This window comes from Pseudomonas sp. GW822-FHT06D10, from assembly GCF_058799535.1.
Map to the genome: position 1 here is coordinate 386314 of NZ_JBXALN010000006.1, position 23865 is coordinate 410178.

24 protein-coding genes are annotated in these 23865 nt (G+C 62.9%); 11 read left to right on the forward strand and 13 right to left on the reverse strand.

Features of this window, described 5'->3' with window-relative positions; translation table 11 throughout:
* Positions 1 to 190: 190 nt before the first annotated feature.
* The 5 genes from pmrG to arsC all read right to left on the reverse strand — a co-directional run bounded on the left by pmrG (position 191) and on the right by arsC (position 3454).
* Entirely contained in the window at positions 191 to 856 is a 666-nt protein-coding gene (pmrG, locus tag AC1RL5_RS22445; RefSeq protein ID WP_072450696.1) for a lipopolysaccharide core heptose(II)-phosphate phosphatase PmrG, read from the reverse strand.
* Between the two features lie 452 nt (positions 857 to 1308).
* On the reverse strand, positions 1309 to 1980 hold the full coding sequence (locus AC1RL5_RS22450) for a DNA-3-methyladenine glycosylase I (protein ID WP_072450695.1): 672 nt from the start codon (positions 1978 to 1980) through the stop codon (positions 1309 to 1311).
* Positions 1981 to 2083: 103 nt separating this feature from the next.
* Positions 2084 to 2506, reverse strand: a complete 423-nt coding sequence (locus AC1RL5_RS22455) for a DUF2069 domain-containing protein (protein WP_041752482.1) — start codon at positions 2504 to 2506, stop codon at positions 2084 to 2086.
* Positions 2499 to 3104: an NAD(P)H:quinone oxidoreductase gene (wrbA, locus tag AC1RL5_RS22460; RefSeq protein ID WP_041752480.1), complete on the reverse strand. Its 606-nt coding sequence runs from the start codon at positions 3102 to 3104 to the stop codon at positions 2499 to 2501. The genes AC1RL5_RS22455 and wrbA overlap by 8 nt, the downstream gene beginning before the upstream one ends.
* Positions 3101 to 3454: an arsenate reductase (glutaredoxin) gene (arsC, locus tag AC1RL5_RS22465; protein ID WP_041119496.1), complete on the reverse strand. Its 354-nt coding sequence runs from the start codon at positions 3452 to 3454 to the stop codon at positions 3101 to 3103. The genes wrbA and arsC overlap by 4 nt, the downstream gene beginning before the upstream one ends.
* 139 nt (positions 3455 to 3593) lie before the next feature.
* On the opposite strand from arsC, the gene AC1RL5_RS22470 reads away from it, so the two are divergent.
* Positions 3594 to 4058 carry a TlpA disulfide reductase family protein gene (locus AC1RL5_RS22470; protein ID WP_011062718.1) on the forward strand — a complete coding sequence of 155 codons (465 nt, stop codon included), beginning with the start codon at positions 3594 to 3596 and terminating at the stop codon, positions 4056 to 4058.
* Positions 4059 to 4200: 142 nt separating this feature from the next.
* On the opposite strand, the gene AC1RL5_RS22475 is transcribed toward AC1RL5_RS22470, so the two are convergent.
* The 4 genes from AC1RL5_RS22475 to AC1RL5_RS22490 form a co-directional block, all read right to left on the reverse strand.
* Entirely contained in the window at positions 4201 to 4605 is a 405-nt protein-coding gene (locus AC1RL5_RS22475; protein WP_093407640.1) for an META domain-containing protein, read from the reverse strand.
* On the reverse strand, positions 4602 to 5039 hold the full coding sequence (locus AC1RL5_RS22480) for a hypothetical protein (RefSeq protein ID WP_011062716.1): 438 nt from the start codon (positions 5037 to 5039) through the stop codon (positions 4602 to 4604). Before AC1RL5_RS22480 ends, AC1RL5_RS22475 begins: the two co-directional genes overlap by 4 nt.
* 90 nt (positions 5040 to 5129) lie before the next feature.
* Entirely contained in the window at positions 5130 to 6119 is a 990-nt protein-coding gene (locus AC1RL5_RS22485; protein ID WP_093407644.1) for a 2-hydroxyacid dehydrogenase, read from the reverse strand.
* 63 nt (positions 6120 to 6182) lie between these two features.
* Entirely contained in the window at positions 6183 to 8936 is a 2754-nt protein-coding gene (locus tag AC1RL5_RS22490; protein WP_011062714.1) for a response regulator, read from the reverse strand.
* A 219-nt stretch (positions 8937 to 9155) separates the two neighbouring features.
* Between AC1RL5_RS22490 and AC1RL5_RS22495 the strand changes: the two genes are divergently transcribed.
* The 7 genes from AC1RL5_RS22495 (at position 9156) to AC1RL5_RS22525 (ending at position 17382) form a co-directional block, all read left to right on the forward strand.
* On the forward strand, positions 9156 to 9878 hold the full coding sequence (locus tag AC1RL5_RS22495; protein WP_011062713.1) for a response regulator transcription factor: 723 nt from the start codon (positions 9156 to 9158) through the stop codon (positions 9876 to 9878).
* Positions 9865 to 11220, forward strand: coding sequence for a histidine kinase sensor domain-containing protein (locus AC1RL5_RS22500; RefSeq protein WP_492589416.1), 1356 nt, complete (start codon positions 9865 to 9867; stop codon positions 11218 to 11220). Before AC1RL5_RS22495 ends, AC1RL5_RS22500 begins: the two co-directional genes overlap by 14 nt.
* Positions 11221 to 11337: 117 nt before the next feature.
* Entirely contained in the window at positions 11338 to 12240 is a 903-nt protein-coding gene (gene cysM / locus AC1RL5_RS22505) for a cysteine synthase CysM (protein WP_011062711.1), read from the forward strand.
* Complete coding sequence (gene rlmD, locus AC1RL5_RS22510) at positions 12240 to 13592, forward strand: 23S rRNA (uracil(1939)-C(5))-methyltransferase RlmD (RefSeq protein ID WP_123576910.1); 1353 nt, start codon at positions 12240 to 12242, stop codon at positions 13590 to 13592. Before cysM ends, rlmD begins: the two co-directional genes overlap by 1 nt.
* Before the next feature lie 122 nt (positions 13593 to 13714).
* Complete coding sequence (gene relA, locus AC1RL5_RS22515; protein WP_093407663.1) at positions 13715 to 15958, forward strand: GTP diphosphokinase; 2244 nt, start codon at positions 13715 to 13717, stop codon at positions 15956 to 15958.
* A 24-nt stretch (positions 15959 to 15982) separates the two neighbouring features.
* On the forward strand, positions 15983 to 16816 hold the full coding sequence (gene mazG, locus AC1RL5_RS22520; protein ID WP_011062708.1) for a nucleoside triphosphate pyrophosphohydrolase: 834 nt from the start codon (positions 15983 to 15985) through the stop codon (positions 16814 to 16816).
* Between the two features lie 26 nt (positions 16817 to 16842).
* Positions 16843 to 17382, forward strand: a complete 540-nt coding sequence (locus AC1RL5_RS22525; RefSeq protein WP_011062707.1) for a DUF2058 domain-containing protein — start codon at positions 16843 to 16845, stop codon at positions 17380 to 17382.
* Between the two features lie 101 nt (positions 17383 to 17483).
* Here AC1RL5_RS22525 and AC1RL5_RS22530 read toward each other — a convergent pair whose 3' ends face one another.
* The 4 genes from AC1RL5_RS22530 to purM form a co-directional block, all read right to left on the reverse strand.
* Complete coding sequence (locus AC1RL5_RS22530) at positions 17484 to 17672, reverse strand: hypothetical protein (RefSeq protein ID WP_011062706.1); 189 nt, start codon at positions 17670 to 17672, stop codon at positions 17484 to 17486.
* Between the two features lie 284 nt (positions 17673 to 17956).
* Complete coding sequence (locus AC1RL5_RS22535) at positions 17957 to 18670, reverse strand: DUF3108 domain-containing protein (protein WP_011062705.1); 714 nt, start codon at positions 18668 to 18670, stop codon at positions 17957 to 17959.
* 8 nt (positions 18671 to 18678) lie between these two features.
* Positions 18679 to 19329: a phosphoribosylglycinamide formyltransferase gene (gene purN / locus AC1RL5_RS22540; RefSeq protein WP_072450691.1), complete on the reverse strand. Its 651-nt coding sequence runs from the start codon at positions 19327 to 19329 to the stop codon at positions 18679 to 18681.
* Positions 19330 to 19340: 11 nt separating this feature from the next.
* A complete protein-coding gene (gene purM, locus AC1RL5_RS22545) occupies positions 19341 to 20399 on the reverse strand; it encodes a phosphoribosylformylglycinamidine cyclo-ligase (RefSeq protein WP_145712424.1) in 1059 nt (352 codons plus the stop codon).
* Between the two features lie 370 nt (positions 20400 to 20769).
* Here purM and AC1RL5_RS22550 point away from each other — a divergent pair, with 370 nt between their 5' ends.
* The 3 genes from AC1RL5_RS22550 (at position 20770) to hda (ending at position 23833) form a co-directional block, all read left to right on the forward strand.
* Positions 20770 to 21810: a DUF2066 domain-containing protein gene (locus tag AC1RL5_RS22550; protein ID WP_093407679.1), complete on the forward strand. Its 1041-nt coding sequence runs from the start codon at positions 20770 to 20772 to the stop codon at positions 21808 to 21810.
* Between the two features lie 37 nt (positions 21811 to 21847).
* On the forward strand, positions 21848 to 22921 hold the full coding sequence (locus tag AC1RL5_RS22555) for an AI-2E family transporter (RefSeq protein WP_011062701.1): 1074 nt from the start codon (positions 21848 to 21850) through the stop codon (positions 22919 to 22921).
* 207 nt (positions 22922 to 23128) lie between these two features.
* The gene (gene hda / locus AC1RL5_RS22560) at positions 23129 to 23833 is read left to right on the forward strand and encodes a DnaA regulatory inactivator Hda (protein WP_007898944.1); all 705 of its coding nucleotides are present in this window, start codon (positions 23129 to 23131) and stop codon (positions 23831 to 23833) included.
* The last annotated feature ends 32 nt before the right edge of the window (positions 23834 to 23865 follow it).

The window sequence follows — 23865 nt, forward strand, 5'->3', positions numbered from 1 at the left end:
GGTCGAATTACTGGCTTTCCAAAGTTCGCGAAGTTTCAGCGGGCAGCATTCATTTGTTTGAGAGTTTTTTCATAAATGCGGCTTTCCGTTTCTTATTAGTACAGAAACTTGTTAAGTCAATTAATTAGCCGGCAAGTGTGTCGCTTCCCCTAATAAAGTCTGTTGGTATGTTGTTAAAAACAGTTACTAGTTACTCAAGGGGTTGATCAAGTACACGCTGCCAGCTGCCTGCATCCAGGGTTCCCAGTACTTGCATGTGGCCTTGCGGATCCAGGGTGATAAACAGCGAGCTGGTGTATTCGCTGGCCAGGGCGTGCGGGTAGCCCAGTTGGCGTTCCAGGCTGCTGATGCAGTCGCTGTGGGTTATCAGGATCAGATTGCGCCTGAGTGACTTGTGCGCCTTGATCGTCTGCTGGAAATGCTCGTCACAGGTGGCCAGCCAGTCCTGGGTCTGCGCCGCACCGCTGAACATGAATTCCGACGTTTGCCGGGTGCGGGTTGCGGGGCTGCTGATGACATCAGTGGCGGCCATGCCCAGGGTGCGAAAGGCTCGTCCCAGGTCGCTGGCGCTGTGGCTTCCGAATTGGGTAATACCATCGGCGGGCCCCAGGCAGGGGTTGGCGGAGCGGTCACAACGCTCGGCATGGCGGACCAGGACTATCACTTCACCCCCTTGCCAGTGACGGTAGATGTTGGCCTGCTGCATCTGGTTGCCGACCCCCAGGTCGCGAGGCGTGACGGGCCACAGGACAAAGCCGCTGACCAGGATTGCCAGGGTCGCCGCACAGACGCCACCGACGACTCGCCAGGTTCGGGGGGGCTTGTTGCCAGTGCCGGATTCAGCGGTGTTGAGCACGAGGTGTACCTGAGTAGGCTTTTGCCGAGTGTTGGTTATTCGGGTTGGAACTGGTGCGCTGAAGACGAACGACATGCAGTCACTGGAGCCCGCACTGCAACTGGGGCCAATTTAGGTCGGGCCAGGTGGGCGAAGAGTGAAAGCAATGTGAAAAAAACGAATGGTCGACGGCAGTTCTTTTAAAACCAGACAGCCTTTGTTCAGGTTGTTGGCCCGAACGCTGCTTTGTTATCCGGTTATGCACGTCAGATGGCTTCGAGAGGTTATTCCCGGAGTTTCGTTTTTATCGTTGAGGCAAGTGCGAGGCGAACTTTATCCGATAAAAAACAGCGGATGAAAAAACCTCGCGTTTAGTTCAGCTTATTGTCAGCTTGGGCTGGAGGACGGGCATGAGAAGGGAGGTTTTCCTGCCCGTTGTTTCGGGCAGGAAGTGATGCCGGGGAGCGGGCGGCTCAGTGATTGACGGTGTAGGCCAGCATTGCCGACAGCTGGCACAGTGGCCGGCCGCTCTCGTGCTGCCATTGGTTGAATACTTCCTGCACCAGGGCTTGGTCGCGTTTGCTGCTGGGCACCTTGTCGATGATGTTCTGGGCATTGAGGGCCGCGACCACGTCCCAGGTGGGGATAAAGGTGTCCTTGCCCACCATGCGCAGGAAGCGCGGGGCAGACAGCCCGCCCATCTGGTTGCCATGTTTGGCCAGGTACTGCCAGAGCCCGGTGATGTCATGCACCGGCCAGTCGGCGATGAAGGCGCCAAAGCTGCCGTGCTGCTTTTGCACATCGAGGATCATCTGCGCGTTGCGCGGCACGCTCTTGAGCTTGCCCAAGTGGCGGATGATCCGCGTGTCCTGCATCAGCCGCTCCAGGTGCTCGGCGCCCATCAGCACGACCTTCTCCGGATCGAAGCCAAAAAACACCTGCTCGAACGCCGGCCATTTGGCGTCCACCAGGCTGTGTTTGAGCCCGGCGCGGAAAACCCGCAGAGCCAGGGTCGAGAGGTAGCGATCGGCGCTCAATGCGCGCAGGTAGTCGTCGCTGGCCGGGGTGGGCAACTGGGCTTCCAGGGCCGCAGCGGAACCGAAGCGGTTGAGACAGTATTCATTCAGCCATTTGTAATCGTGCATGCCTGCTCCGGGACGGTCGGGAGGGTCGGAAAGTCTGTTGACCAAGGTTGGGGCCTTTGGCGGCATTACAAGTTCCCCGGGGGCCGGGGAACCTGGGGCGGATTCAGGCCGGGCTGGCGCCTTCGCCCGCGAGCCGGCGATCAAGCTGGAAGCGCCAGCGCACGTAGAGCAGCGCCGAAGTGAACACGGCCAGGCTGGCGAACATCTCCAGCAGGCCGAACATTTGGCGGTTCGGGTCGTAGGCCGCCAGGGCGCCCTTGATGAAGTACAGGTTGACCACGAAGCACATCCACGAATGGCCACGGGCACTGCCGCTGAGCATGCCGGGGGCCATCAGCAGCAGCGGCACCAGCTCGATCAGCAGGATGACCCAGGGGCGGGCACCGTGCAGATCGGCCACCAGCAGGTAATACCCGCAAAGCAGCCCCACCAGGCCGAAGAAGCAGACCAGGCTGAGGATTCGCATCAGGCGGACCCGGGGCTCCAGCCATTCCACCGGGGGCAGGATCTTCGGCTTCTTAGCCACGGCCGTTCTCCAGTCGCAGGGCGGTTTTCGCCAGACGCAGGCCCAGGGCCCGGCACAGGGCAATCTCGTGTTCGTCCAGTGGGCTCTTGCCATCTGCTCCGGCATGGTGGCTGGCGCCATACGGCGTGCCGCCACCGCGGGTTTCCAGCAGGGCCGACTCGCTGTAGGGCAGGCCGGTGATCAGCATGCCGTGATGCAGCAATGGCAGCATCATCGATAGCAGGGTGGCTTCCTGGCCGCCATGCAGGCTGGCGGTCGAGGTGAACACGCCGGCAGGCTTGCCCACCAGGGCACCGGTCAGCCAGAGGTTGCTGGTACCGTCGAGAAAATACTTCAGCGGCGCTGCCATGTTGCCGAAGCGGGTCGGGCTGCCCAGGGCCAGCCCTGAGCAGTGCTTCAGATCGTCGAGGCTGGCGTACAGGGCGCCGCTGTCGGGGATGTCCGGGGTGACCGCCTCGCATTCCGCGGAGATCGCCGGGACAGTGCGCAGACGAGCCTCCAGGCCGGCCTGCTCGACGCCGCGGGCGATCTGCCGGGCCATCTCGTTGGTCGAGCCGTTGCGGCTGTAGTACAGGACCAGGATATAGGGCGCGCTCAAGGCAGGATCTCCAGCACGTTCTCCGGCGGCCGGCCAATGATGGCCTTGTCGCCGGCTTCGAGAATCGGCCGCTCCATGAGTTTCGGGTGCTGGGCAATGGCGGCGACCAGTTGCTCTTCGCTGAGGCTCGGGTCGGCCAGGTTGAGGGTCTTGTACTCGTCCTCGCCGGTGCGCAATAGCTGGCGCGCGCTGAGGCCGAGCTTGGCCAGAAGGCTGCGCAACTGGGCGGCATCCAGTGGGGTTTCCAGGTAGCGGACCACGGTCGGGGCCAGGCCGCGTTGTTCCAGAAGTTCCAGCGCACCGCGGGATTTCGAGCAGCGCGGGTTGTGATAAAGCGTCAGATCGGTCATGTGCGGGTCGCATCTTGCGTAAGGTGGCGGCTATTCTACCCGCGCGACGGGCACTCCTGAACCTTGGGAGTCGTTAGGTCGCAGCGACCCTGGGTCGACGGTTATTTTTCAAGACATCTTTCAAGACAGGAAACAGCGCATGGCAAGGCAATTGGCGGCGGTATTGGCGATCATCACAACCCTGCTGCTGGGCGGTTGTGGCAATGACTACGGGGTCGACCAGTATGGCCAGAAAGTCGCCGCCGAGCGTATCGACAAGCAGTGGCTGGTGCTCAACTACTGGGCCGAGTGGTGCGGGCCTTGTCGTACCGAGATCCCGGAACTCAATGCCCTGAACGAGCAGCTCAAGGGGCAGTCGGCATCGGTGATGGGGGTCAACTTCGACAATGTGCAGGGTGAAGAGCTAAAGAGCGCCAGCGAGAAGCTGGGGATCAAGTTTACCGTGCTGGCACGGAACCCCGCGGAGCTCTTCGATCTGCCACGCAGCGAGGCGCTGCCGGTGACCTACATCATCGACGACAAGGGCAAGGTACGTGAGCAGATGATGGGCGAGCAGACTGCAGCCGGCGTGCTGGCGAAACTGCAGGCCTTGCGCGGGCATTGAGGGCGCGAAGATCTGTAGCCGCTGCCGCGCAGTGCGAGCGCCCTCAAGTGACGCGGGGGCCTGAAACTCGCCAGAGATTCATCCAGGAACATCCTGGTGTCCCGTTCGCAACCTCGCGGGCTCGGCAGCGGCTAGCGCACTATCAGCCTTCTTCCAGCCACCAGCGCAACGGCTTGCCCTCGGCAGGCCAGAACCGCACCTGCTCGATCGGCGAGATGTCCCAGCGCTCAACGGTTTCCAGCGCCTGAAGGAAGCGCCGCTCCTGCTCCATCAACGCCGGTGCACAGAGTTTGCGGGTACTGCCGACCTTGCCAAAGATGAGTTTTTCGCCGTCCAGGGTGTAGGGCGCGAACCAGTGGTTGCAGCCGCCATTGCCATAGGCCCGACCGTCCTCGCCGAGCGTGATGGTCAGGTGGCTGTAATCGATCAGCGGACGCTCGCCAATCCATTCCAGGACGTAACTGCGGTCCTGCTGCAACTTCAGCGGCTCGGCGGCGCAGCCCAGCAGGCCGGCCCCCAGCGCCGCAGCCAGCATCAGGCGTTTCATTGGCCGGCCTGCTGGCATTTCGGACAGCGGTGATGCTCACCCTCGCTACGCCAGCCGAGCTCGGCAATGCGCGCGCTGGCGGCAGGCTTCTGGGCCTTGCTGCCCAGCTTGGCATCCACTGCGAACTCGAAGTCCAGGGTGGCGTCGCAGCTGTCGCAATTGACCTGCCACTGGTGGATCGCCAGTTCGCCGAATACCGGGCCACGCGCCACGGCGACCCACTGGCCGACGGGGTTGATCAAGTGGCGCACGGTGTCCACGGTCAGGCGCATGGAGAGGTCCTTGCTGCCCTTGAGGGTGACCAGAAGCACGTCGTCGGTACGGATCGAGCCACCGTTGCCGGTGACTTGATAGCGGCCGGGCACCAGGGCACGGCATTCGATCAGGGTGTGTTGCGGGTTCATCAGGTTGTAGCGGAAATCGTGTTCGACCATGGGTCCTCCAAATCTGCCGCGTATGCTAGCACGGGCCCCAGCGGCGCAGGTTGCGGGCAGGTGACCTTCGATCAGCCCGTGGCGCGGATTTCAGCCGTGGACCCGGTTCTGCGGCTGGCCAGCTGCCCAACTGGCGATGTTGCGCAAGGTGGTCTCGGCGATGGCCGCCAGGGCTTCGCGGGTCAGGAACGCCTGGTGCGCAGTGACTATCACGTTGGGAAAGGTCAGCAGCCGCGCCAGCACGTCATCCTGCAGGGGTAGATCGGAGCGGTCCTCGAAGAACAGTTGCGCCTCTTCTTCATAGACATCCAGCCCCAGGTAGCCCAGCTGGCCACTCTTGAGCGCCTCGATCAGCGCCGGGGTGTCCACCAGGCCGCCACGCCCGGTGTTGATCAGCATTGCTCCCGGTTGCATGTGGGCCAGGCTCTGCTGGTTGATCAGGTAACGGCTGTCCTCGGTCAGCGGGCAGTGCAGGCTGATGATCTGCGACTGGGCCAGCAGCTCGGGCAGGTCCAGGTAACGGGCACCGAGGGCTTCTACAGCGGGATTGGGGAAGGGGTCGTACGCCAGCAGCTGGCAGCCGAAGCCGGCCATGATCCGGGCGAAGGTGGCGCCGATCTGGCCGGTGCCGACAATGCCTACGGTCTTGCCTACCAGGTCGAAGCCGGTCAGGCCGTGCAGGGTGAAGTCGCCTTCGCGAGTGCGGTTGTAGGCCCGGTGCAGGCGGCGGTTGAGCGCCAGGATCAGGGCCACGGCATGTTCGGCGACCGCATGGGGGGAATAGGCCGGGACCCGCACCACATCCAGCCCCAGGCGCTGGGCCGCGCTCAGGTCGATGTGGTTGTAACCGGCCGAGCGCAGAGCGATCAGGCGGGTGCCACCGGCAGCCAGCTGTTCCAGTACCGGGGCACTGAGGTCGTCGTTGATAAAGGCACAGACCACTTCATGGCGTTCAGCCAGGGCGGCGGTATCCAGGCTCAGCCGGGCGGCCTGGAATTGCAGTTCGATGCCTGCTGGCAGTTGAGCGCCGAGGAAACTCTCGCGGTCGTAGTTCTGGCTGCTGAAAAGAATCGTACGCATGGCTGCATCCTTGTTCGGGGCGCCCAGCATGGCGGCTGGGCGCCGGGCAGGTCTTGCCCTGGGTCAGGCGTTGGTCCGCGCTTCGGCAGCCAGGCGGCCGATGGCGTGGTCCAGTTCATCCAGGGCGGCAAAGGCTTTGGCATCTTCCTGCTTGAGCAGGGTCTCGCTGCGCTGGCAGGCGGCGCGCAATTGCGGCACACCGCAGTAGCGGGTGGCACCGTGCAGGCGATGGACCCGTTCGATCAGGGCGTTCTGGTCATTGGCGGCCCGCGCTGCCTTGATGGCTTCGCGGTCGGCGTCCAGGGACGCCAGCAACATGGCCAGCATGTCCGCCGCCAGATCGGCCTTGCCGGCGGCCAGGCGCAGGCCTTCATCCTGATCCAGTACCTGCAGCTCCAGCCCCAGTTCCGGGCGCTCGCTGGCCCGCTCCGGGCCCTGGTTGCGCAGGGCCAGGCCGGTCCATTTCAGCACCACCTGGGCCAGTTGGCGCTCACTGATGGGCTTGGTCAGATAGTCGTCCATGCCGCTTTGCAGCAGGGCGCGCTTCTCGTTGGCCATGGCGTGGGCAGTAAGGGCGACGATGGGCAGCGGCGTACCGTGTCGCTCGCTTTCCCACTGGCGGATCGCCTCGGTACTCTGCCGGCCGTCCATGCCGGGCATCTGCACGTCCATCATTACCAGGTCGAAGGGTTCGGTCTGGATCGCGTTCAGCGCGGCGTAACCGTTGTCCACCGCCAGCACCTTGGCGCCCATGTCCTCCAGCAGGGTCTGGATCAGCAGCAGGTTGGCCGGGTTGTCATCGACACACAGCACTCGCGGCGCGCGGCTGGAAAGGGTTTCCTCCGGTTCGCTGCGAGCCCGGCGCGGGGTCACCAGGTCGGACAGGGCCCGGCGCAGCTTGCGGGTGCACGCGGGCTTGGCCTGCAACTGGCTGTGAGGGTTGGGCACCGACAGATGGAACAGTGTCTGTTCGGTGGTCGGGCACAGTACCAGGACCTTGCAGCCCAGGTGTTCGAGGTCCCAGATATGCTGGCTCAGGCGTTCCGGCGACATGTCGTTGGTGGTGATGCCCAGTACCGCCAGGTCGATGGCCTGTTCGCTCTGGTGCACGCCGGTAATGCCGTTGGTCAGGGCCTCCAGGGTATTGAACGGGGTCACCTCCAGGCCGCAGTCCTCCAACTGGTGTTGCAAGGCCTGGCGCGCCAGTTCGTGGTTTTCCAATACCGCCACGCGCCGCCCCAGCAGCGGCGGGCCGGGCAGGTCCTCGGCGTCGTCGCGGGTTTTCGGCAGGTTGAGGCTGATCCAGAACTCCGAACCTTCGCCCGGGGTGCTGTCGACACCAATCTCGCCGCCCATCTGTTCGATCAGGCGCTTGGAAATCACCAGCCCAAGCCCCGTGCCGCCGGGTTGCCGCGACAGCGAGTTGTCAGCCTGGCTGAAGGCCTGGAACAGGGCGCGTACATCCTGGTTCGACAGGCCGATACCGGTGTCCTGGATGCTGATGCGCAGTTGCACGCTGTCTTCGTGTTCTTCTTCCAGCATGGCCCGGGCGACGATAGTGCCTTCGCGGGTGAACTTGATGGCGTTGCTCACCAGATTGGTAAGAATCTGCTTGAGCCGCAGCGGGTCGCCCACCAGCGACAGCGGCGTATCGCGATAGACCAGGCTCACCAGTTCCAGCTGCTTGGCGTGGGCGGCCGGGGCGAGGATGGTCAGGGTGTCTTGCAGCAAGTCCCGCAGGTTGAACGGGATGCTGTCGAGCACCAGTTTGCCGGCTTCGATTTTCGAGAAGTCGAGGATCTCGTTGATGATGCCCAACAGGCTGTCGGCGGATTTCTCGATGGTGCCCAGGTAGTCCAGCTGGCGTGGTGTCAGCTCGCTTTTCTGCAACAGGTGGGTGAAGCCGAGAATGCCGTTGAGCGGTGTACGGATTTCATGGCTCATGTTGGCCAGAAATTCCGACTTGATCCGGCTGGCCTCCAGGGCCTCCTTGCGCGCCAGGTCCAGCTCGATGTTCTGGATCTCGATGGTTTCCAGGTTCTGGCGCACGTCTTCGGTGGCCTGGTCGATGCTGTGCTGCAATTCTTCCTGGGCATTCTGCAGGGTGCTGGCCATGCGGTTGATGCCCGAGGCCAGCTCATCCAGCTCCTGGCTGCCCAGGGGTGGCAGGCGGGTTTCCAGGTTGCCGTCCTTGAGTTGCGCCACGGCCTGCTTGATCTGGGTCAGCGGGTTGTTGATGGTGCGGCCCATGCGCACTGCCAGTAGGGCGGTGCCGGCCAGCCCGGCGGCAATCAACAGCAGGCTGGCGAACAGGCTGCGGTAGCCGCGCAGCAACATGCCACTGTGGGACAGCTCCAGTTCCACCCAGCCCAGCAGGCGGTCGGACTCATCGGGAATCAGGTCGCCGGCCAGGTTGCGGTGCCGGCCGAAGACCGGCAGTTGATAGCGGGTCGCGTCGCTGCCGGAGCGTTGCATCATGTGGCTGCTGTTACCGGCGGGAGGCGGGTTGAGCATGCTGGGGCCGGCGTGGGCCAGCAGGCTGCGATCCGGGGCAAGGAGCGATACGGCGCGCACGTCTTGCTGTTCCAGCGCCTGGGTGGCAATGCGCTCGAGCATCTGGGTGTTGTGGTTGCCCATGGCCGGGGCCACCAGGGAGGCCAGTTGTTCCGCGATCATCTCGCCACGCTGCAGGAGCTGGGTCTGCAGGTCCGAGAGCTGCATCCAGGTGAAGTAGCCGCCCAGCACCAAGGCCATCAGACTGGTTGGCAACAAGGTCAGCAACAGTACGCGGCCTTTGATTCCCAGTTTCTTGAGCACGCAACTCTCCTGCTTCCACGCTGTTTTGAAAGGTCTACGGGCACGTCCGTGATGCGCCACCTGCGCAGTGTAACGATTTGCCGGGGGCTGATCTTGGCAAATTGCGCCAGGGCGGCCGTCGCCTGAAATGCCTGAAGCCGGGCCGCGACCAAGGCACTGGTTGCCGCGATCCGGGCAATCTTGAATAATCGCCCAACTGAGAATCACTTGCAGAAGTCAATGACTCCCGTATCTGTTGAGCCGCCACGTATTCTGACCATTGAAGATGACCCGGTGCTGGGTGCCTATGTGCGCGAGCAACTGGAGCATTGTGGCTTTGCCGTGACCTGGTGCCAGAACGGCCCGGAAGGGCTGGGCATTGCCCGGCGCCGACCTTTCGATGTGGTGCTGCTGGATATCCTGTTGCCCGGAATGGATGGCCTGGAAGTGCTCACGCACTTTCGCCAGAGCCATTCCACGCCGGTGCTGCTGATGTCCGCCCTGGGAGCGGAAGCCGACCGAATCAGCGGTTTCCGCCTGGGGGCCGACGATTACCTGCCCAAGCCATTCAGCATGGCCGAGCTGCGTGTGCGCATCGAGGCCATCCTGCGCCGGGTCGCCCTGGACCGGCGACCGATGCCGCCGGTGCCCGTCAGCCTGGCCCAGAGCCTGCGCTTCGACGATGAGCGCAGCGACGTGTTCTTTGCCGAGCAATGGGCCGGCCTGACCCGCAGTGAATACCGCCTGCTGGATACCTTGCACCGCAATGGCGACGAGGTGTTGAGCAAGGCCTTCCTTTATCAGCATGTACTGCAACGCGGTTATGCGGCCCACGACCGCAGCCTGGACATGCATGTCAGCCAGATCCGCCGCAAGCTCAAGGCGCTGGGCTACAGCGAGCGTGAGCTGCGAACCGTGTGGGGCAAGGGTTATGTGCTGAGCGCCTTAGATGAACTGGTCTGATCTGCCGGGGCGGCATTCGCTGTTCTGGAAGCTGGCGTGCCTGTTGGTAGCTTTCTGCCTGTTGATGATCTGGCTGAGCTGGTCCTGGGGGCGTTATGTGGAGCAGAAGAACCTCTACCTCTCCGATGAGGCCAGAGCCACCTTGGGCAGCTACGCCCGCGAGGCCGAGCAGGCCTGGAAGGGCGGCCAGAGTGCCGGTGTCGATGCCTGGATCCAGCAGATCGCCAGCCGCGAGAAAACCTGGATCGGCGTGATTGGCAGTGACCTGCAATCCCTGAGCAGCTATCCGTTGACGCCGGCGGAGGCCCAGCGCCTGACCTTCCTGCGCGGTGCCGACTGGCCGGTGAGCCGGCACGCCCGGGGCCTGCCGTGGCTGAAAGTACCCTTTCCCGAGGATCCGTCCCTGGGCAGCCTGGTGATCGAGTTGCCGCAACGTTTCATGCCGGGGCGCTACCGGGTGTTCTGGCAGGTGATTACCAATGGGGTGATTCCCGGGCTGTTCACCTTGTTGCTGTGTGTCGGCCTGTATCGCTTGCTGGTGGTGCCGCTGAACCAGTTGCGCGAGCAGGCCAACGCCTGGCGGGCGGAGCAGTTGAACGTGCGGCTGTCCAGTGAAACCACCCAGCGTCGGGACGAGCTGGGCGAACTGGGACGGGCGTTCGATCAGATGTCCGAACGTCTGCAGAGTACCGTGGCGGTGCAGCAGCAGTTGTTGCGGGACCTGTCCCACGAGTTGCGCACCCCCCTGAGCCGCCTGCGCGTGGCCTGCGATGGCGAGCGTGATCTTGCCGCGCTGCGCGAACGCTTGGCGCGGGAGGTCGACGGCATGCAGCGCCTGGTGGAGGACAGCCTGCAACTGGCCTGGCTGGACACCGAGCGTGCGCCACTGCCGCAAGAGCAGATCCAGGTCCAGGCGTTGTGGGAGATGCTCAGCGAAAATGCCTGCTTCGAGAGTGGCTGGTCCGCGCAGCAGCTGTGTTGCGAGCTGGAGGCCGATTGCTGGGTTCGCGGGCACCTCAATACCCTGGCCCAGGCCCTGGAAAACATCCTGCGCAACGCTATTCGGCATTCGCCGGCCGGAGCACGGGTCAGCCTCGGAGGCCAGCGCGAGGGCAAGTACTGGCACCTGTGGCTGGATGACGAAGGGCCGGGGGTGGCTGAAGAGGATCTGGAAAGGATCTTCGCCCCCTTCACTCGTCTGGATGGGTCACGGCCGGGGGATGGCGGTTTCGGCCTGGGCCTGAGCATCGCCCGCAATGCCGTAGGGCGTCAGGGTGGGCAGTTGTGGGCGCAGAACCTGGCCCAGGGCTTGCGCATCCACGTGCGCCTGCTGGCGGCCTGAGGCTTGCCCTGGGCTGCCTTATTCCAATAAGCCATAAGGCTCGCACTTTGCGTGATATGGCGCTCGGTCGTTTGCCGGTATGATAGGCGCCCCCGCAGTCTGGATTGCGAATACGCCATGACCTTGCAGTACCCAACCATCGCCGATTGCGTCGGCAACACCCCCCTGGTCCGCCTGCAGCGCCTGCCCGGCGCCACCAGCAATACCCTGCTGCTAAAGCTCGAGGGCAACAACCCGGCGGGTTCGGTCAAGGACCGTCCGGCACTGTCGATGATCACCCGCGCCGAGTTGCGCGGGCAGATCCAGGCCGGCGATACCCTGATCGAAGCGACCTCGGGCAATACCGGCATCGCCCTGGCCATGGCTGCAGCGATCAAGGGCTACAAGATGATCCTGATCATGCCCGACAACTCCAGCGCCGAGCGCAAGGCGGCCATGACCGCCTACGGCGCCGAGCTGATTCTAGTCAGCCAGGAAGAAGGCATGGAAGGCGCCCGCGATCTGGCCGAGCGAATGCAGGCCGAAGGCCGCGGCAAGGTGCTCGACCAGTTCGCCAACGGCGACAACCCTGAGGCCCACTACAGCGGCACCGGCCCGGAAATCTGGCGCCAGACCCAGGGCAGCATTACCCACTTCATCAGCTCGATGGGCACCACCGGCACCATCATGGGCACCTCGCGTTACCTGAAGGAGCAGAACCCGGCGGTGCAGATCGTCGGTCTGCAGCCGATGGAAGGCTCGGCCATTCCCGGCATTCGCCGCTGGCCCGAGCAATACCTGCCGAAGATCTACCAGGCCAGTCGGGTCGACCGGATCGTCGACATGGCCCAGAGCGAGGCCGAAGACGTGACTCGGCGCCTGGCCCGTGAAGAAGGGATCTTCTGTGGCGTCTCTTCCGGCGGTGCGGTGGCAGCGATGCTGCGCCTGTCCCGGGAAGTGGAAAACGCGGTCATGGTCGCGATCATCTGCGACCGTGGCGATCGTTACCTGTCGACCGGCATTTTCGATGCGCCCAACTGATGGCTAAGCACGATAGAGGCCTGCGCTTCCAGCCGGCGGGCGGTAGCCGGGCGCCGCAGATTCCAGTGGGCAAGAAACAGCGTTTGACGATTCAGCGTCTGGCCAACGACGGCCGTGGCATTGCCTTTGTCGAAGGGCGTACCTGGTTTGTCAGCGGTGCCCTGGCCGGTGAAGAAGTCGAAGCTCGGGTGTTGGGCAGCCACGGCAAAGTGGTGGAGGCCCGTGCCGAGCGCATCTTCAACGCCAGTGATCTGCGTCGCCCGGCGGCCTGTGCCCATGCCGGGCGTTGCGGCGGTTGCAGTGTCCAGCACTTGCCCCATGACGAACAGCTTGCCCTGAAACAGCGCATGCTCGCCGAGCAGTTGTCCAAGGTCGCGGGTGTCGAGCCCGAGGCCTGGGCCGCCCCCTTGAGCGGCCCCGAGTTCGGCTATCGGCGCCGTGCCCGGGTGGCGGTGCGCTGGGACGCCAAGGTCAAGCAACTTGAGGTGGGTTTTCGCGCTGCCGGTAGCCAGGACATTGTCGCCATCGACGATTGCCCGGTGCTGGTACAGGCCTTGCAACCTGTCATGAACCGTTTGCCCGCCATGCTGCGACGCTTGAGCAAGCCTCAGGCATTGGGGCATGTGGAGTTGTTCAGCGGTTCGGCCCTGGCGGTGCTGTTGCGCCACATGGCGCCGTTGTCCGACAGCGACCTGACGATCCTCAAGGACTTCTGCGATTTCCATCAAGCGCAATTGTGGCTGCACGGTGAAGGCGAGCCGCAACCCTTTGATCCATCGCAGGCTCTGGGCTACCGCCTGGAGACCTGGGACCTGCACCTGGCGTATCGGCCGGGTGACTTCATTCAGGTCAATGCGGGGGTCAATGAAGCGATGGTCGCCCAGGCCCTGGAGTGGCTGGCGCCGCAAGCTGATGAGCGGGTGCTGGACCTGTTTTGCGGCCTGGGCAACTTTGCCTTGCCGTTGGCCCGACAGGTGCGGGAAGTGGTGGCGGTAGAGGGCGTAGCGACCATGGTGGCGCGCGCCGCGGAGAATGCCGCCAGCAACAATTTGCATAACACGCGCTTTTTTCAAGCCGATTTATCCCAGCCTTTAAGTGCTGCCGAGTGGGCCGATGCAGGCTTTTCTGCGGTACTCTTGGACCCACCTCGCGACGGTGCTTTCGAGGTGGTCCGCCAGCTGGCGACCCTCGGCGCCAAGCGGTTGGTCTATGTGTCATGCAACCCGGCAACTTTGGCCCGTGACACGGTCGAATTGATCAGGCAGGGCTATCGGTTAAAACGTGCCGGGATTCTCGATATGTTTCCTCAGACGGCGCATGTCGAGGCCATGGCGTTATTCGAAGCGAGCTAGGATGGCTTGTCTAATCCGACTGGTCTTTCGGGAGTGGCGCGCTGGCCCTGCGGGCCGCACCCGAGCGTTGAAGGTCAGCGATTTGACGCATTGAATGTGCGTCGTAGGGAAGGTAAAGCAAGATGGTACAGGTGAGAGCGCACCAGCCGATCAACACCGACGGCAGTATCAATCTCGAGGCATGGCTCGATCATACGGTCAGCGTCGACATGGCACTGGACCGTGAAGCCTTGAAAGAAGCCTGCGAGTTCGCCCGCGAGGCGGAACTGCAGCACATAGCAATGAAGAATCTCAGCCCCGAGGACGTGTCGAGTTTCAGCACGGGCCTGGAGATCGCCGAGATCCTCGCCGATCTCAAGCTGGATCAGGACTCCCTGGTTGCCGCGGTGCTCTACCGGGGTGTCCGCGAGGGCCAGATCCAGTTGCCGGCGGTCAGCCAGCGGTTTGGTCCGGTGGTCACCAAGCTGATCGATGGCGTGCTACGCATGGCGGCCATTACCGCCAGCCTCAGCCCCCGCCAGTCCCTGGTGCTGGGCACCCAGGCCCAGGTGGAAAACCTGCGCAAGATGCTGGTGGCCATGGTGGATGACGTGCGGGTTGCACTGATCAAGCTGGCCGAGCGTACCTGTGCGATTCGAGCGGTAAAAAGCGCCGACGAAGAAAAGCGCAACCGGGTTGCCCGGGAAGTCTTCGACATCTACGCACCCCTGGCTCACCGCCTGGGTATCGGGCATATCAAGTGGGAGCTGGAAGACCTGTCCTTCCGTTACCTGGAGCCCGAGCAGTACAAGCAGATTGCCAAGCTGCTGCATGAGCGGCGCCTGGATCGCGAGCGTTTCATCAGCGACGTGATGAACCAGCTGCAGAACGAACTGAAGGCCACCGGGGTCAACGCCGACATCAGTGGGCGGGCCAAGCACATCTATTCCATCTGGCGCAAAATGCAGCGCAAGGGCCTGGAGTTCAGCCAGATCTACGACGTGCGCGCAGTGCGGGTGCTGGTGCCGGAAATGCGCGATTGCTACACCGCGCTGGGCATCGTGCATACCCTGTGGCGGCACATCCCCAAAGAGTTCGACGACTACATCGCCAACCCCAAGGAGAACGGCTACCGCTCGTTGCACACGGCGGTGATCGGCCCTGAGGGCAAGGTGCTGGAAGTGCAGATCCGTACCCACGCCATGCACGAAGAGGCGGAGCTGGGGGTTTGCGCGCACTGGAAGTACAAGGGCACCGACGTCAAGTCCGGCTCCAACCATTACGAAGAGAAAATCTCCTGGTTGCGCCAGGTGCTCGAATGGCACGAGGAACTGGGGGATATCGGCGGTCTGGCCGAACAGCTGCGGGTGGATATCGAACCGGACCGGGTGTACATCTTCACCCCCGACGGTCACGCCATCGACCTGCCCAAGGGCGCCACGCCGCTGGATTTCGCCTACCGGGTGCACACCGAGATCGGCCACAACTGCCGGGGCGCGAAGATCAACGGGCGCATCGTACCGCTCAACTACAGCCTGCAGACCGGCGAGCAGGTGGAGATCATCACCAGCAAGCACGGCACGCCGAGCCGCGACTGGCTGAACCCGAACCTGGGCTATGTCACTACGTCCCGGGCGCGGGCGAAGATCGTCCACTGGTTCAAGCTCCAGGCCCGCGATCAGAACGTCGCCGCCGGCAAGACCCTGCTGGAACGCGAACTGAGCCGACTCGGCCTGCCACAGGTGGATTTCGACAAGCTGGCCGAGAAGGCCAACATGAAGATCGCCGAGGACATGTTCGCCGCTCTGGGCGCGGGCGACCTGCGCCTGGCGCAACTGGTCAACCTGGCCCAGCAACTGGTGGAGCCGGAGCGGGGCAACGAGCAACTGGAGTTGATTCCGCGCAAGGCTGCCGGCTACAAGCCGGGCAAGCGTGGCGACATCCAGATCCAGGGCGTGGGCAACCTGATGACCCAGATGGCCGGCTGCTGCCAGCCATTGCCGGGGGATGCGATCGTCGGCTACATCACCCAGGGCCGCGGCGTGAGCATTCACCGCCAGGACTGCGCCTCGGTGCTGCAACTGGCCGGGCGCGAGCCGGAGCGGATCATCCAGGTCAGCTGGGGGCCGGTGCCGGTGCTGACCTATCCGGTGGATATCATCATCCGCGCCTACGACCGTTCCGGCCTGCTGCGTGATGTGTCCCAGGTGCTGCTCAACGAGCGGATCAACGTGCTGGCGGTCAACACCCGCTCGAATAAGGAGGACAACACTGCGTTGATGTCCCTGACTATCGAGATCCCGGGGCTGGACGCGTTGGGTCGCCTGTTGGGGCGGATTTCCCAGTTGCCTAACATCATCGAGACCCGGCGCAACCGGACCCCCTGATGCCAGTATGAAATGGATGAACTGATGTACAGCCTTGAAGACCTGCTCCACCTCATGGCGCGCCTGCGCGACCCGCAGTACGGCTGCCCGTGGGACATCAAGCAGAACTACGCCAGCATCGTCCCCCACACCCTGGAAGAGGCCTATGAAGTGGCCGACGCCATCGAGCGCGGCGACTTCGACCACTTGCAGGGCGAGCTGGGGGACCTGCTGTTCCAGGTGGTGTACTACAGCCAGCTGGCCCGGGAGGAGGGGCGTTTCGAGTTCGACGCGGTGGTGGACGGCATCACGCGCAAGCTGATCCGCCGGCATCCCCATGTATTTCCCACCGGGGACCTGTACGCGCCGCTGGACATCCCGCGGCTCGATGAAGACCAGGTCAAGGAGCGTTGGGAGCAGATCAAGGCCGAGGAGCGCGCGGAGAAGTCCGAGGCTCCCCAGCAGTTGTCCCTGCTCGATGATGTGCCGGTGGCCTTGCCGGCCTTGTCCCGCGCCGCCAAGTTGCAAAAGCGTGCGGCCCAGGTCGGTTTCGACTGGCCCGAAGCCCTGCCGGTGGTGGACAAGGTTCGTGAAGAACTGGATGAAGTGCTGGAAGCCATGGCCGACAACGATGCGGCGGCGATCACCGATGAAATCGGCGACTTGCTGTTTGTCGTGGTCAACCTGGCCCGGCACCTCAAGGTCGACCCGGAAACCGCCCTGCGCGGTGCCAACGCCAAGTTCGACCGACGCTTCCGATTTATCGAGCAGGCATTGCGCGACACTGCCCGTCCCATGGAAGATTGCACCCTCGAAGAGTTGGATGCCCTGTGGGGCGAAGCCAAACGTCAGGAAAAGAATTTGCCCAGCTGTGGCTGAGGCCGTTGCCTAAGTGAGTAAGCACCATGAGCCTTTCCCTTCGCGACCAGTTGCTCAAAGCAGGGCTGGTCAACCAAAAGCAGGCCAAGCAGGTCAGCAAAGACAAACAGAAGCAGCAGCGCCTGGCCCACAAAGGCCAGATCGAACTCGATGACTCCCAGCAACGTGCGGCCCAGGAAGCCATGGCCGAGAAGGTCAAGCGCGACCAGGAGCTCAACCGTCAGCAGCAGGAAAAGGCCGAGCAGAAAGCCCGTGCGGCGCAGGTCAAGCAGTTGATCGAAGTGTCGCGGCTGCCCAAGCTGAACACCGAGGACTACTACAACTTCGTCGACGACAAGAAGGTCAAGCGCCTGTCGGTGAATACCCTTATGCGCAACAAGCTGAGCAGCGGCTCCCTGGCCATCGTCCACCATGGCGGCGGCTACGAGGTGATTCCGCGGGAAGCCGCGCTGAAGATCCAGGAGCGCGACCCACGCCGTATCGTGCAGCTCAATACGCCTACCGAAGCGCCGGATGAAGATGATCCGTACGCGGCCTACCAGATCCCCGACGATCTGATGTGGTAAGCCTTGAATAACGACAAACCCCGCTCATGGCGGGGTTTGTCGTTTGTGGGGGAGGCCGTTGATCCGCGTGGAGATCCCGGCACTCCGGCACTGAGGTCGAGTCAGGAGCTCTGGGGCGCGCGGTTCTGCTCGAGTTTTTCCAATTCAGCCTTGTAGCTGTGGGCGTCGCTCTCGGAGTGGAACATGCCCACCAGCATGTCTTGTTGATGTACATCCCATATCCGTACACCCGCGGCTACGCCTTCATGGGACATATGTGAATCGTCGCGTTCAGTTACTTTTACAGTCATCTGCTAGCTCCAATCTCTGTTGATCTGCAGCAAGGCGTGTGCAGGACTCTGTTATATATTTTGTTAGCTTGCTAAGTAAATTGCCTGTCGCTGCAACAAACCTTTGCAGAATCGAAGAGAATCCTGCAGCCCGCGTAAACCGTGACATTTCGCCGCAGGGCGTACCGCTTCATGACAAAAGTTTCATCTTCGAGGGCTTGTGCCGGGGCTTGCTGCGCGGGCGAGGAGCCAAATCCCGGGCAAAAAAAAGCCCCGCTTTCGCGAGGCTTCGAGACTGCTGCGGCTCAGCTGCCTTTGACCGTCTTGCCGTCAACGGTGCCGTTGAGGAGCATGATGTTGTACTCCTTGCCGTCGGTTTCTACTTGTTGCAGACGCACCAGCAGGTAATCCCAGTCCTTGGCGAACCACATCACGGTGATGCGTTTACTCTGTGTCGGGTCGCGAACGCGCTCGACCTTGATCGCATCGATCTGGCCAGCCTTGGTGTCAACCTTCTCCGAGCCCAGGACACGGAAGTCATAGGTGTCGACTTCACCGCCGTCGACCACTTGATAGCTCATGGTCTTCTTGCCGGCTGCCACATCGTGCTGCAGGGCCAACTGGTAGGTGGATTTATCCACCATGCCGGTGTTCAGCGGCAGCTTGACCGCATCACCACGGTCGGTGCCGGTGACCATCTTGGCTTTCCAGTCGAAATCCAGGTCGGCTTTCTTGGCTTTGCCCAGACCACCACGCTCGAAGCGATAGGACTGGGGCACCAGGGTGTCCTTGTCCAGGGTCAGGGTGCTTTCCTCGCTCAGGCTGGCGATCATCATCGATGCCTTGAAGCTGAGTTTCCACGCACCATTGGCGGTTTTTTCCAGGCTGCGTTCAGCAGTGCCGCTCATGGGCAGTTGCTTCCAGTCGGCGGTGTAGCTGGCGGAGAACGGGTGAAGGTCTGCCGCCTGCACAGCCGGCAGGGCGAACAGAGCGCAAGCGAAGAGCAGGGCGCGACGCATAAAATCTCCTAGGTTCGAATCAAATAGCCGCTGGCGGCCAGTATTTGACCATCCAGTAAAGCACCCTGACCGCCGAGCGTCAGCCGACCTTCGGCAAACCAGCGTACGGCCATGGGGTAAATCCGGTGTTCCTGGACGTGCACTCGCTGCGCCAGGCTCTGCGGCGAGTCGTGCAACTCTACCGGGATCACAGCCTGTACGACCAGAGGGCCGCCATCGAGTTCCTCGGTGACGAAGTGCACACTGCAGCCATGCTCCGTATCTCCGGCCTCCAGCGCCCGCTGATGAGTGTGTAACCCTTTGTATTTCGGGAGCAGCGAGGGGTGGATATTCAGCAGCCGGCCCTCGTAGTGGCGGACGAATCCGGCGCTGAGAATACGCATGAATCCGGCCAGGACCACCAGTTTGGGTTGGAAGGTATCGATCAGCTCGATCAGCCCCTGATCGAAGGCCTCCCGGCCTTCGAAGGCGGTGTGATCGAGGAAGCGGGTAGCGATACCCGCGTCCTTGGCGCGCTGTAGGCCATAGGCGTCAGCGCGGTTGGAGATCACGGCGGCGATGCGCACCGGGCTGTCGCCGGTGTGCACGCTGTCGATCAAGGCTTGCAGGTTACTGCCGGTGCCGGACAACAGCACCACAACATCACAGGTCGGCGACATCCGCTCTTGCATCAGTGAGCCTTGAGGTTCTTCAGCTCGACCTGGGCCGCGCCTTCGGCTGCGGTGGCGATCTGGCCGATGACCCATGGCTGCTCGCCCGCCTCGCGCAGGACCTTCAGGGCGTTCTCGACCTGATCCTGGGCCACGCAGATGACCATGCCCACGCCGCAGTTCAGCACGCGGTGCATTTCGTGCTCGTCGACGTTGCCTTTTTCCTGCAGCCAGTCGAAGACCGCCGGGCGCTGCCAGCTCGCCACGTCGACTACGGCCTGGGCGCCTTTTGGCAGCACGCGCGGGATGTTGTCCAGCAGGCCGCCACCGGTGATGTGGGCCATGGCCTTGACCGCGCCGGTGTCCTTGATCAGCTTCAGCAGTGGCTTGACGTAGATGCGGGTCGGCGCCATCAGCAGGTCGGTCAGTGGTTTGCCGTCCAGCTGGATGCTTTCGATGTTGGCGCCGGAGACTTCGATGATCTTGCGGATCAGCGAGTAGCCGTTGGAGTGCGGGCCGGAGGAGGGCAGGGCCAGCAGGGCATCGCCGGCGGCAACTTTCGAGCCGTCGATGATCTCGGCCTTTTCCACCACGCCTACGCAGAAGCCGGCCAGGTCGTAGTCTTCGCCTTCGTACATGCCGGGCATTTCAGCGGTTTCACCGCCCACCAGGGAGCAGCCGGACAGCTCGCAGCCAGCGCCGATGCCGGTTACCACTTGGGCTGCGGTATCGACGTTGAGCTTGCCGGTGGCGTAGTAGTCGAGGAAGAACAGCGGTTCGGCGCCGCAGACCACCAGGTCGTTGACGCACATGGCCACCAGATCGATGCCGATGCTGTCGTGCTTGTTCAGGTTCAGGGCCAGGCGCAGCTTGGTGCCGACGCCGTCAGTGCCGGAGACCAGCACCGGTTGCTTGTAGCCGGCCGGGATTTCGCAGAGGGCGCCGAAACCGCCCAGGCCGCCCATGACTTCCGGGCGCGCAGTGCGCTTGGCGACGCTCTTGATGCGTTCGACCAATGCTTCACCGGCGTCGATGTCTACACCGGCGTCTTTGTAGCTCAGGGAGGGTTGCTTGCTCATGATCCAGGCCTTTAGGGGGGATTCAGGGGTATCGACCGAATCAGTGAGACTGCCGGAAACACAGGAAAAGTGTTTCAGGGTGCCCAGCTGATGCCGGTCTGCGAAGGCGCGCGATTTTATCAGGCTTGAGGGGCAGCGGCCATCCTCGGGCCGACGGGGAGAGGCATATCCTGTTAAAAAAACCGCGATTGGCCGTGTTGGTGCTCCTGCCCATGCCTGTATAAGGTATAGCGCTCAAGTGGCTATCGTTATGACAGCGCGAAAACTATCGAGCGCCGGGTGAATGTTTTGCCCAAGCTTGTGGTCACAGCCTTGCTCGCCGCGGTTCAAGTGCGCTGTTTCAATCGTTTTCTGTCGTCGGGAATCTTCCATGCGTCTGGGTAAATTTCTGTTTGTGGGCTGTTTGTCATTGGTCAGCCTGGCGAGTCATGCCGAAACCCTCAATGGCCTGTATCAAGTGCGTGAGCCTGTGAGCAGCCAGTCGCCCGAAGAGCGCGACCAGGCCACGCAACGGGCCCTGGAAACCCTGGTGCTGCGCCTCACTGGCGACGCCAAGGCCGCCCAGGGGCCAGGGCTGGCGGCGATCCGCAAGGACCCGCAGCAGATCATCAGTCAGTACGGCTACGACGCCGGCCCGCCGGAAAGCCTGCAGGTGGATTTCGATCCGGTCACCACCGATCGCGCCCTGCGTCAGGCCGGGCTATCGCTCTGGGGCAACAACCGGCCGTCGATCATCGGCTGGTGGCTGAGTGATTCCACCGAAGGCTCGAGCCTGGTGGGTGATGGCCAGGCCAGCGCGGCGCCCTTGCGGCGTGCGGCTCAACATCGTGGCTTGCCCCTGCGCCTGCCGCTGGGGGATCTGAACGAGCAGATCGTCGCCACGGCGCCGAATCTTGAAGGTTCCGATCCGGCGCCGCTGCGTGAAGCCTCCGAGCGTTACGGTGCTGATGCGTTGCTGGCGGTACATGCCCGGGAAGAAGGTGGCCAATGGCAAGCCAAGTGGCGGCTGTGGCTGGGCGATCAGAAGGAGCAGGGCACTGTCCAGGGCGCCGATACCGCGGCCCTGGCCGATGGGGTGTTGCTGGCGGTGAGCCAGCGTCTGGCGCCCCGTTTCGTCACTCGTCCTGGTGCTTCCAGTGAGCAGTTGCTGGAAGTGCAGGGCATGACTCTGGAGCATTACGCGGCCCTTGGGCACTTGCTGGAGCCTTTTGGTGCGCAGTTGCAGAGCGTTGACGGTGATCGGATCGTCTATCGCGTCAACGGCAGTGCGGAGCAACTGCGGGCGCAACTGTCGCTGGCCAAGCTGCAAGAGATTCCGGCGAGTGAAGCGCCTGCGCCGCAAGCTCCTGTACAAGGCGCTGAAGGGGCCGCCCCGGTGGCGCCGCAGGCCCAACTGCGTTTTCGTTGGTAGCAGGTTGTTTCCTTCTATATAGAAGCTGGAGAGGTATATGGCTGATACGCGTCGTTGGGTCTGGTTGGGTGTCGTGCTCCTGGCCTGCGGGTTCGTCTACCTGCTGCACCCGATCCTCAGTCCGTTCCTGGTAGCGCTGTTGCTGGCCTACCTGTTCGATCCGCTGGTGGACCGGCTGGAGCAATGGGGGTTGTCGCGGACCTGGGGCGTGGTGGCGGTATTCGCCTTGTTCACCCTGATCGTCATGACCCTGCTGCTGGTGCTGGTGCCCATGCTGGCCAAGCAGTTGGTGCGGCTCTATGAACTGGCGCCGCAGATGCTCGATTGGGTTCAGCACAGCGCCATGCCCTGGGTGCAGTCCAAGCTCGGTCTGGCGGACGGCTTCTGGAAGTTCGACAAGGTCAAGGCGGCCATCAGCGAGCACATGGGCCAGACCACCGATATCGTCGGCGTGGTGCTGAGCCAGGCAACGGCTTCGGGCCTGGCGCTGATCGGCTGGCTGGCCAATCTGGTGCTGATCCCGGTGGTCAGCTTCTATCTGCTGCGGGACTGGGACTTGATGATGGCCAAGATCCGCAGCCTGTTGCCACGCAGCCGCGAAGAGCAGGTGGTGTCTCTGGCCGGGGAGTGCCATGAAGTGCTGGGGGCCTTTGTTCGCGGGCAATTGCTGGTGATGCTGGCTCTCGGGGTGATCTACGCCGCGGGCCTGATGCTGGTGGGGCTGGAGCTGGGGCTGTTGATCGGTCTGATTGCCGGTCTGGCGGCAATCGTGCCGTATATGGGCTTTGTCATCGGCATTGGCGCGGCGCTGATTGCCGGGCTGTTCCAGTTCGGTGGCGACCTGTATCCGATGATCGGCATTGTCGCGGTATTCATGGTGGGGCAAGCCCTTGAGGGCATGGTGTTGACGCCGTTGCTGGTGGGCGATCGCATCGGCCTGCACCCGGTGGCGGTGATCTTTGCCATTCTTGCCGGCGGCGAACTGTTCGGTTTTACCGGGGTGCTGCTGGCGCTGCCGGTGGCGGCGGTGATCATGGTGCTGGTGCGTCATGTGCATGATCTGTACAAGGATTCGGATCTCTACAGCGGTGCTGAAGACCCCGAGTTGTAAAGGGGCGCGCGGGCCTTCGTGACGGTTGGCGGCGTTTGGCCGGCCGTCAGGGTAGCTGTCAAGGAACGCCCTTCGATTGGGTTTGGCTGTCGCAAACCTTTGATTTTGCTTGTGGTCTGCTGCATTGTGCGCTCGGCGTCACGGGTATAAACTTTGCAAACTTTACACAGAGGCCACTAACGGTTCGTTTGGAACTGTTCAGTCAGCATGAAACCGATTCAGCTGCCCCTAGGTGTGCGTCTGCGTGATGACGCCACCTTCATCAACTACTACCCAGGCGCCAATGCCGCAGCACTCGGCTACGTCGAGCGCCTCTGCGAAGCCGACGCCGGTTGGACCGAAAGCCTGATCTACCTCTGGGGCAAGGATGGCGTGGGCCGCACGCACTTGCTGCAGGCCGCGTGCCTGCGTTTCGAGCAGTTGGGGGAGCCGGCGGTGTATCTGCCGCTGGCGGAGCTTCTGGATCGCGGTATCGAGATTCTCGACAACCTGGAACAGTACGAGCTGGTCTGCCTGGATGACCTGCAGGCAGTGGCTGGCAAGGCGGATTGGGAAGAAGCGCTGTTTCATCTGTTCAACCGCTTGCGCGACAGTGGTCGGCGCCTGTTGATCGCGGCCTCGACCTCGCCTCGCGAGTTGCCGGTGAAGCTGGCGGATTTGAAGTCCCGCCTGACCCTGGCGCTGATCTTTCAGATGCGCCCGCTCTCCGACGAAGACAAATTGCGTGCCTTGCAGCTAAGGGCATCCCGCCGGGGGCTGCATCTGACCGACGAGGTCGGGCATTTCATCCTGACCCGCGGTACTCGCAGCATGAGTGCCCTGTTCGAGCTTCTCGAGCGCCTCGACCAGGCTTCGTTGCAGGCCCAGCGCAAGCTGACCATCCCTTTTCTGAAAGAGACCCTGGGCTGGTAACGACAAGGCTTCCAGGGCTTTCTGGAGCGACC